This is a genomic window from Gracilibacillus lacisalsi DSM 19029, assembly GCF_000377765.1.
In the GTDB taxonomy this organism is placed as follows: domain Bacteria; phylum Bacillota; class Bacilli; order Bacillales; family Amphibacillaceae; genus Gracilibacillus; species Gracilibacillus lacisalsi.
Genome location: NZ_KB898663.1, coordinates 484,250 through 493,482, shown reverse-complemented (window position 1 = coordinate 493,482; position 9,233 = coordinate 484,250). Strand labels below are relative to the sequence as shown.

At 38.0% G+C, this 9,233-nt stretch carries 11 protein-coding genes; 5 read left to right on the top strand and 6 right to left on the bottom strand.

Annotation, left to right across the window (positions count from 1 at the left end):
* Window positions 1-248: 248 nt before the first annotated feature.
* Both D569_RS0104860 and D569_RS0104855 read left to right on the top strand, forming a co-directional pair.
* The gene (locus D569_RS0104860; protein WP_018931281.1) at window positions 249-761 is read left to right on the top strand and encodes a DUF6773 family protein; all 513 of its coding nucleotides are present in this window, start codon (window positions 249-251) and stop codon (window positions 759-761) included.
* Window positions 758-958 (top strand): helix-turn-helix transcriptional regulator, encoded by a 201-nt coding sequence (locus D569_RS0104855; RefSeq protein ID WP_018931280.1) that lies wholly within the window; start codon window positions 758-760, stop codon window positions 956-958. The genes D569_RS0104860 and D569_RS0104855 overlap by 4 nt, the downstream gene beginning before the upstream one ends.
* Before the next feature lie 13 nt (window positions 959-971).
* Here the strand turns inward: D569_RS0104855 and D569_RS0104850 are convergent, their stop codons facing one another.
* Both D569_RS0104850 and D569_RS0104845 read right to left on the bottom strand, forming a co-directional pair.
* Window positions 972-2,696, bottom strand: coding sequence for an ABC transporter ATP-binding protein (locus tag D569_RS0104850; RefSeq protein ID WP_018931279.1), 1,725 nt, complete (start codon window positions 2,694-2,696; stop codon window positions 972-974).
* Window positions 2,697-2,761: 65 nt separating this feature from the next.
* A complete protein-coding gene (locus tag D569_RS0104845) occupies window positions 2,762-3,052 on the bottom strand; it encodes a hypothetical protein (RefSeq protein WP_018931278.1) in 291 nt (96 codons plus the stop codon).
* An 86-nt stretch (window positions 3,053-3,138) separates the two neighbouring features.
* On the opposite strand from D569_RS0104845, the gene D569_RS22520 reads away from it, so the two are divergent.
* Together D569_RS22520 and D569_RS0104835 are read left to right on the top strand one after the other, a co-directional pair.
* Complete coding sequence (locus D569_RS22520; protein WP_018931277.1) at window positions 3,139-3,621, top strand: hypothetical protein; 483 nt, start codon at window positions 3,139-3,141, stop codon at window positions 3,619-3,621.
* A gap of 14 nt (window positions 3,622-3,635) precedes the next feature.
* Complete coding sequence (locus D569_RS0104835) at window positions 3,636-4,565, top strand: prenyltransferase (RefSeq protein WP_018931276.1); 930 nt, start codon at window positions 3,636-3,638, stop codon at window positions 4,563-4,565.
* Between the two features lie 22 nt (window positions 4,566-4,587).
* Here D569_RS0104835 and D569_RS0104830 read toward each other — a convergent pair whose 3' ends face one another.
* Genes D569_RS0104830 through D569_RS0104815 form a run of 4 tightly spaced genes read right to left on the bottom strand, consistent with a single transcriptional unit; the run spans window position 4,588 to window position 8,014 of the window.
* Entirely contained in the window at window positions 4,588-5,475 is an 888-nt protein-coding gene (locus D569_RS0104830) for a metal ABC transporter permease (protein WP_018931275.1), read from the bottom strand.
* The gene (locus D569_RS22515; protein WP_018931274.1) at window positions 5,472-6,341 is read right to left on the bottom strand and encodes a metal ABC transporter permease; all 870 of its coding nucleotides are present in this window, start codon (window positions 6,339-6,341) and stop codon (window positions 5,472-5,474) included. Before D569_RS22515 ends, D569_RS0104830 begins: the two co-directional genes overlap by 4 nt.
* Window positions 6,338-7,081, bottom strand: a complete 744-nt coding sequence (locus D569_RS0104820; RefSeq protein ID WP_018931273.1) for a metal ABC transporter ATP-binding protein — start codon at window positions 7,079-7,081, stop codon at window positions 6,338-6,340. Before D569_RS0104820 ends, D569_RS22515 begins: the two co-directional genes overlap by 4 nt.
* A 12-nt stretch (window positions 7,082-7,093) precedes the next feature.
* On the bottom strand, window positions 7,094-8,014 hold the full coding sequence (locus tag D569_RS0104815) for a metal ABC transporter solute-binding protein, Zn/Mn family (RefSeq protein ID WP_018931272.1): 921 nt from the start codon (window positions 8,012-8,014) through the stop codon (window positions 7,094-7,096).
* A 189-nt stretch (window positions 8,015-8,203) separates the two neighbouring features.
* Here D569_RS0104815 and D569_RS0104810 point away from each other — a divergent pair, with 189 nt between their 5' ends.
* Window positions 8,204-9,187, top strand: coding sequence for a LacI family DNA-binding transcriptional regulator (locus tag D569_RS0104810; protein WP_018931271.1), 984 nt, complete (start codon window positions 8,204-8,206; stop codon window positions 9,185-9,187).
* Window positions 9,188-9,233: the final 46 nt, after the last annotated feature.

Here is a 9,233-nt window from a genome sequence, read left to right as displayed (position 1 = left end):
GACAAAAGAAAGCTAAAATTGGAAAAAGTGTCCACGAGAACCGATCTCGCGGACAAAAGAAAGCCAAAATCGGAAAAAGTGTCCACGAGAATCGACCTCGTGGACAAAAGAAAGCCGAAATCGGAAAAAGTGTCCATAAGAACATCTCTCGAGGAAAAGAACCATATAATTAACTTTATGTAAAATATATATTGCATAAAGTAAAATATCATGTATAATAAAAATATAATATAACAGGAGGTACAGTGATGAACTTATTTAAAAACAAAATCCAAGATGAGCGAGTTGTTCATGAACAAAATAAGATATATCGGGAAATTTATCTTTTGATTTTTGCTATTTGCTTCGTATCGGTGATATATAAATTTTTTATTTACGGCTTTGAGATGGAGCATGTGGCAACCGAAATGATTATTTTTTTCGCAGCAGGTATTTATTATTCTGTTCGAGCATCACAAAAAGGGCTGTTTTCTGCAGAAGTGGAAATGCATGATAGTAAAAGTAAGTGGAGCTATCAGACGAAAACGATTGTTATAGGTGTTGCGACTGGAATAGTATTAGGGCTGTTCTTCGGAATCAATAGTGCTGTCAACTATGCAGAAACTCCACTAGAAAGGATTTATTATTTCTTTCTAACGTTTGCAACGTCCATGATGTTTTATATTCCGATTCTAGTTCTAGTATTGGTCATCAGTTATACGGCTGCCAAACATCGTAGTGATAAAGCGGTAGACGAACAACTAGAGGATGACGAATCATGAAAAACTTGAAGCTGAAAGTAGCAAGAGTGGAGCACGATTTATCTCAGGCCGAACTAGCTGAAAAAGTTGGTGTTACGAGGCAAACGATAGGTTTGATTGAACAGGGTAAATATAACCCAAGTCTGCAGCTGTGTTTATCGATATGTAAAACATTAAATAAAACATTAGACGATTTATTTTGGCAAGAAGAAGACTAAGTGCTTCATACACTTAGTCTTGATTTTTTTCATATTGAATCTTATGCAATCGTGCAAAAACTCCATTTTTGGTTAAAAGCTCCTGGTAGCTTCCTTCTTCAACAATACCTTCATTCGTTACAACTACAACTCGATCAGCATCTTTAATGGTGGCCAATCGGTGGGCAATCACTAATGTCGTACGGTTTTCGGCAAGCTGGTCAAGTGATTGCTGAATCATTCGTTCAGTTTCCGTATCTAATGCAGATGTTGCCTCATCCAATATTAATATAGGTGGATTTTTCAAGAACGTACGGGCAATCGCTAATCGTTGTTTTTGACCGCCAGAAAGTTTTAAGCCCCGCTCGCCAATTTGGGTGTCATATCCATTTGGTAATTCAGCTATCACCTGATCCAGATGTGCTTTTTTGGCAGCATCGATAATTTCTTCATCCGTTGCCTCTTGATTACCGTAGGCGATATTTTCCCTCACAGTTCCGGTGAAAAGGAAGACATCTTGTTGTACAATACCGATTTGCGAGCGCAATGATTTTTTCGTCATTTTCCGGATATCGATTCCGTCTATCGTAATCGATCCGTCATCTATGTCATAAAACCTTGGTATTAATGAACAAATTGTTGTTTTTCCTGCACCAGAAGGGCCAACAAAAGCGACCGTTTCTCCAGGATGGATTTGTAAATTAATATCTGCTAATACTTGTTGGTGACCATCATAGGAAAAATCGACTTGGTTAAATTTAATATCACCAGTTAGTTTATCGACAGTAACAGCATTAGGATCATCCTTAATTTCTGGTTCTTTTGCAAGAATTTCCTGAAAGCGCCGGAATCCTGCCATTCCTTTCGGGTATAATTCTAACAATGCACTGATTTTGTCTATCGGTTTTATTAAAACATTGGTATATAGTACAAAGCTGACTAATTCCCCATATTTTAGATCTCCATTAAAACTTAGCCATGCGCCAACTACAAGGACTATTACAGTTAGAAGTCGAGTCATCATATAAATACTAGAGTGTGTACCTGCCATCACTTTATATGCTTTAATTTTGGCTTTGCGGAATAGTCCGTTATCATGGTTGAATCGTTTTAATTCAAAATCTTCATTTGTAAAAGATTGAACGACTCTTACACCAGATACAGCATCTTCAACACGGGCATTTACACCAGCAATGTTGTGGTACATATTGTGCCAGGCCTTATTCATCGCAATGTTACAATATGTTACTAAAGCAACTAACAGCGGCACCATCACTAATGCAATTAAAGCAAGTGTAGGGTTAATGGTGAACATAATCCAAAATGCTCCGGTAAAAGTCATAATCGCAATGAAAAAGTCTTCCGGTCCATGGTGTGCCAATTCACCAATATCAAATAAGTCATTCGTGATTCGGCTCATAATATGACCAGTTTTCGTATTATCAAAGAACCGAAAAGACTGGCGCTGTACATGTGTAAATAATTGCTCACGCATATCTGTTTCAATATTAATCCCCAATTTGTGTCCTAAGTAACTAACAACATATTGTAAGAAGGTACTGAGCAAATAGACTGCAAATAATAAGATACTGACTGTCACAATTAGATTCCAATCGCGTTCAGGTAATAATTCATCAATTAACCACTGTACGGCAATAGGAAAGGCGAGTTCTAAGATCGCGACAATGACAGCACTGGAAAAATCAATGATAAACAGTCGTTTATGCGGTTTATAATAAGAAAAAAACTGCTTTAACATGTTAGTAATACTCCTTTTTGATTATTGACTAACATATTATAGCAGAATTTTACCAAATAAGCTTATTATAAAAAGTTTTTCTTAATACCTGATCTGCCGCCTTCGGTATAATGCTGGGGAATGCGTTGTGTTTTTTCCAGTTCTAGTTGGTACTGATACCATGCGGCTTGAAACGTTTGACGTACTATCCATAACCCAAATATCACTTGTATGATCAAAGCTCCCCAGATCCAGTCTGTCGGAAGAAAGCTTGTAACCACTACAGCGAATACCACTTGTAGTAAAAATAACCCCCAATGCATCAGCAAAACAATCAAACTACCTGTCAAAATCGCGAGAATAAGAAACCATTCCATTAATATACCTCCATTATTGTGATATAGATCAATTCTTAGACGCAATCGGTCCGCTACAATAGTAAGTAAGAAGGTGGCGGGCGATCATGAACTCACTATTATTATGGATTCATATGGTGGCAGGTATTCTATGGATTGGTGGATTATTTTTTCTGGTCTGGGGTGTTTACCCTGTGACAAGGATCTTGCCAATTTTTCAGCAAAAGCAATTTCTTCTACAAGTAATGAAATGGAGTCATAAAGGATTTGCTTCAGCAGGTATAACAGTACTGATAACAGGCTTTTTAATGGGAATTAGCGGGCCGGTTAACAGTTTGACGATGCTTTTTACTACTTATTACGGAAAATGGTGGATTACTTCACTCTTTATTGGGTTATGTACATTAATATGGGGAACGTTTATCGGCTATCGTGCTTTTATAAAAGTGTTATCACGGGATATCATTTGGAAGATGGCTGCTAAAGGTTATCCGCGTTTATTATACATTAGCTTATTACAAGTAGCTTTTATCTCTTCTATAGAAGGTTTAGGTTTTTTTATGCTGATTTGGCTGATGGTCATCATTTAGAGAGGAGAGATTGAATGGATAAGCACATCGATTTATTTGGATATCGTCAATTGAATCATACCTATAAATATCAAGGTAGCTGGTGGAAGGTTATTCGTCCAGCTACTTTAACAGGATCGATCATGCCAATGATTTATGGTACGCTGATTGCTTTAGGTGGGGACTGGCAAGCGATTGATTATCAGCATTTCTTACTGTTTCTTGTTATCGGGGTTATGGTTCAGATGGCAGTCAATATGCTTAATGACTATTTTGATTTTTTAAAAGGCCAGGAGGAAGGAAAATGGCTTGAGGTAGCTCAAGGTAAAATAGGGATGACACCATATTTACAACAAATTCCTTTTGTATTTATTGGGCTAGTAATCGTGTTTTCTAGTTTAACGTTATGGTTAGCGATTCGGACAAGTCTGGTCATTATCGCAATTGGGATTACTGGTTTAGTGCTCGGGTATTGTTATTCGGCAGGTCGTTCTTCCTTATCTACGTTAGGACTGGGAGAAGTTACGTCTACTTTTTCATTAGGCTGGTTTCCGATTATGATTGCCAGTTATATCCAAACAGGGTTCGTGACAGAAATGACACTACTACTGGCACTTCCTTTTTGTTTTTTGATTGCATCGATGATTTTAACGAACAATATCCGTGACATTAACAAAGATCAGTCCACGAGAAAAACAATTGCGATTCGAATCGGTCATGTGAAGGCCTATTGGTTATTAATGCTAATCGTTATCGCAGCTTACGTATCTGTGTTTATATTGATCATGACAGACTTATTACCTTTTACAACATCTATGGTCTTATTAGCATTTCCGGTTAGTTACCGGTTAATGACATACATCAAGCCGACGTCTAATAGCATAAAAAAAGGGATGCGACAAGCAGCCCTTCATCATTTTATCTTTAGTTTATTATTAATCATTGGAACACTTATATCAAGCTAATACCAGTTTCGCTAATCTCCTTCTAGGAAACACGGACCTTTGATTTCTTATGTTGCATTTTTTTGACGAGTACTCCTTGTTTCGGACTAAATAAATATGCCAATAGAAAGAAGACACCAGTCATAGTGGCCATCGCACCTGCAATCGATACATTCCAGAAGCTAGCGACTAGATAACCACTAATAGCAGACAAAATGCCAATAAGTCCGCTCAGCACAATGACTAGTAAAAATCGCTCGCTTAAAAGATAAGCGGTTGCTCCGGGAACAATTAACATGGCTACAACTAATATCGCGCCAACGCTGTCAAAGGAAGCGACGGTAGATAGTGAGACCATCGACATTAACAAGTAATGAATAAAACCAACTGGAATACCAATTAACTTTGCATAAGCCGGATCAAATGTAGAGATTTTGATCGGGCGATAGAAGATGATAATCATTACGATATTAAGTATGCAAACAATGCTAAGCATCCAAACAGCAACAGGTCCATAGTTTACCCCAGCGATCGTTAATGGATTCCAGGGGACAAACGTAATTTCGCCCATCAATGCATGCTTTACATCTAAATGAACTTGGTTTCCGATAAATGAAATCAGTACAACGCCAAGTGCAAAAAGCGAGGTAAATACAACACCGATAGCAGCATCAGATGGGATTCCTGTTCGATGTAGCATTTCAATAAAGATAGCAGTAAATAACCCGATTACCAATGCACCGATTAACATAGGGAAACCTGATATCGACTGGGTAACGAAAAAAGCGAGTACAATCCCTAATAAGACGGTGTGGCTGATCGCATCTGCTATCATAGCCATTTTTCGCAACACAAGAATCGAACCACTTATGCCACAAGTGAACCCTACAAGACATCCGGTAATAATAATCCACATCGCATAGGTTGTCATCTTACCAACCTCCTAACGACCAGTCCTTTTGTAAAGCCAAATAATAATGATATAAAGAATAGAACAGAAGCCGTTAAGACGATCATTGGTCCAGTCGGTAAATCTTGGATCACACTGCTCGATATCGTGCCAATCAATCCCGATATTGCCCCGAATGTTCCACTAATGACTGTCATTTTGCCAAGACTGTCTGTCCAGTACCTTGCAGCAAGGGCAGGGGTAATTAATAATGCAACGATTAATACGACACCTACCATTTGAATCCCGATGACAATGACAGCTACTAACAATGAGAAGAGTAAACCATTGATCCATTTTACTGGGATTCCAATTCCTTTAGAAAAGGTAAAATCAAATGTCGTATAATGAAATTCACGAAAGAAGATCACAGTAAGCAGCAAAACAAATAGGGAAACTACTCCAATCGTATAGACATCATTTTTTACAATGGATGCTGCCTGCCCGAAAATAAATGAATCAATTCCTGCTTGGTTTCCGGACATATTTTGCTGGATGTAGGATAATAATAAAATCCCAAACCCGAAGAAAACGGATAGAATCACTCCGATTGCCGCATCTGTTTTTAATTTCGTTTGTTTGATAATCATTTGAATAAAAGAAGTTGCTAAAAGACTTGTAACGGTTGCACCTATTAACAATACTGGTAGGGATTTGTTTTGAAACAAAATATACATAAATGCCACTCCCGGTAATGTTGCATGTGCCATCCCGTCACTAATTAAACTTTGCTTGCGTAAATAGACAAAACAGCCAATTGCTCCACTAGAAAATCCTAATAATAAGCTACCGATCATGACCCAGCGAAAGTTCGGGCTTTCTAATAATGTCATCCATTCCGTTATCATAGTGAATTCCCCGCAATAGAAGGTGGAAAAGTTAAGCTGCCTCCATATGTTCGTTCAATATTTTGCGGATGAAAGACATCACGCGTTTTACCACAGCCGATTGTCTTTTTGTTTAATAATAGAACGTGATCAAAATATTCCTGGACGGTTTGTAGGTCGTGATGTACGATGATGACCGTTTTTCCATCATTTTTCCATTGTTTCATCAGTTGAATCATCATTTTTTCTGTTGCCGCGTCAACACCTGCAAAAGGTTCATCCATAAAATAGATCGGTGTGTTTTGTGCAAGTGCTCTAGCTAAGAAAACCCGCTGCTGTTGCCCTCCAGATAACTGGCTAATTTGTCTGTTTGCATATGTTTCCATTCCAATTTCTTTTAAAAATGTCATTGCTAAATCTTTTTCTTGCTTGGAAATCGGTCTAAATCGTTTGAAATGTTTGTAACGCCCCATTAAAACAACATCTAAAGCATTGATGGGAAAATCCCAATCGACTTCACTACGTTGTGGAACATAGCCGATCAGATCCATCTGTTGTGTAAAAGGTTGTTCCAAAACATCAACTTTTCCCTCGGTGATCGGAACTAATCCTAGTATTGCTTTCATTAGCGTGGACTTACCAGCACCGTTTGGTCCGATAATGCCAGTAATCGAACCCTTGGGTACCTGAAAGTGAACGTTTTCCAGCACTTTTTGTTGTTGATATTGCACAGATAAGTTGTGAACAGATAGTGCTAACATGAGTAACCCCTCCTATTTTAGTGCATCTACAATCGTGTCAATGTTGTGTTTTACCATTCCGATATAGGTGCCTTCCTCCGTTCCTTCTTCCCCCATTGCATCAGAGAAAAGTTCCCCACCAATTTCTACAGGATGTCCTTTTTCTTTTGCCCCTTCTACTACAGCTTCGATCGAACGTTCAGAGACACTACTCTCAACAAATACACCTTTAACATCGCGATCAATCAATATATCAACAATATGATTGACATCATGGACACTGTAGTCTGATTCTGTACTGAGTCCTTGCAAGCCAACAACATCAAATCCGTAACGCTTGCCAAAATAATGAAAAGCGTCATGAGCGGTGATGAGAACTCTGCTTCGTTCTGGTATTTCATTAATATGTTCTTCAACATATCTTTCTGTCTCCGTTAATTCTTCGAGGTATGTTTGAGCATTGTCTTGGAATTGTGTCTCATGATCTGGGTCTAAGCTGCTCAATTCGTCAGCTACTACTTGCACAACATCCTTCCAAATCGAGATGTCAAACCAAACATGTGGATCATAGACTTGCTCATTTTCAGGATCTGCCAATAGTTTAGCTGAATCGATTTGTTCAGCAACTGCAATCGTTGGTTTTTGGTTTTGCATTTGTTCAAATATTTCAACCATTTGACCTTCAAGATGTAAACCGTTATAAAAGATGATTTTTGCCCTTTCTAATGTTTCGATGTCACCTTGTACGGCATTGTACAAATGTGGGTCTACTCCAGGCCCCATTAAACTTTGCACTTCTACCAAATTTCCACCAACGTTTTCTACAACATCTGCAATTTGCGCAATTGTTGTGACGACTTGTATTTCTTCGGATTCACTGCTTGCATCATTTGTTCCACAAGCACTAAGTAGTCCTAAACATAAAACAATCCCTAATAACCATTTTTTTATCATAAATTCCCCACTCCTAAAAAAGTTTTACAAAGGAAACTTTTACGGTAAAAAATAGGTTTACGCACAAAAGTTTCCTTTGTCTAAATTATATGCGTTGATGAAAAAATGTCAACTATTTCTTTTTTGTTTTTTGGCTCTTTGGTATACTAAGGGAAATAGTAAGCTTGGATTAGTGTGAAGGAGAGTGTCATGACAACAATCAATGATATTGCAAGACTAGCTAATGTATCGCGTTCAACGGTTTCACGCCACTTGAATAAAAATGGCTATGTAAGCCAAGAAGCACAGGAACGAATTGATAAAGTTATCGAAGAGACCGGTTATTTCCCGAGTCAATCAGCCAAATCGTTACGAACGAAAAAAACGGGTGTAGTTGGAGTGATTTTACCGAAAATAAGCACTGAAACAGCCAGTCGTGTTGTGGACGGTATTAATCAAGTATTGCAGGAAAATGATTATCAAATGCTGTTGACGCAAACCTTATTAGAAAAGGAAAAAGAAATTGCCTTTATCAGACTATTACAATCTCGAAATGTAGATGGGATTATTTTATTAGGAACCAATACAGACGAAGCTCTAGTGGAGGAGATCAAGAAATCAGATGTTCCTGTCGTTGTACTTGGCCAAGACATGCCGGGAACTACATCGATACATTATCCTGATTATAAGGCAACCGCAGAAATGATTAGCTACATGATTGAGAAAGGATACCGAGATATTAGTTTTATTGGGGTACCGGAGGATGATCCTGCAGTAGGAATAGTAAGAAAAAAAGCATATATTGATACATTAAAGGAGCATAATCTACCGGTTTTAACTGAACGGATAACTTATGGTGATTTTAGTATTAATTCTGGCTATCATGCGATGGAAACAATTATGAAGCAATCGACGAAACCAGATGCTGTCTTTGTTGTAACGGATAATATGGCAGTTGGTGCGATGCAATATTTAAAAGAAAATCATTATAATATTCCAGCGGATATCGGTATGGCAACAACGGGTGTGTCGCGTTTATCCAAATATATCGAGCCTGTCCTAACAACGATTGATTTTCAGAACGAAGAGGCAGGTGCCGCTATTACTCGTTTACTCATGGGACAATTAAACGGTTACAAAAAAACAAAAAAATTAACCCATACCTATAGACGATTGACAGGAAATAGTTTATAATCTGTTTTAACGAATGTGTGAGAACGATCCCATATCATTCGTTATC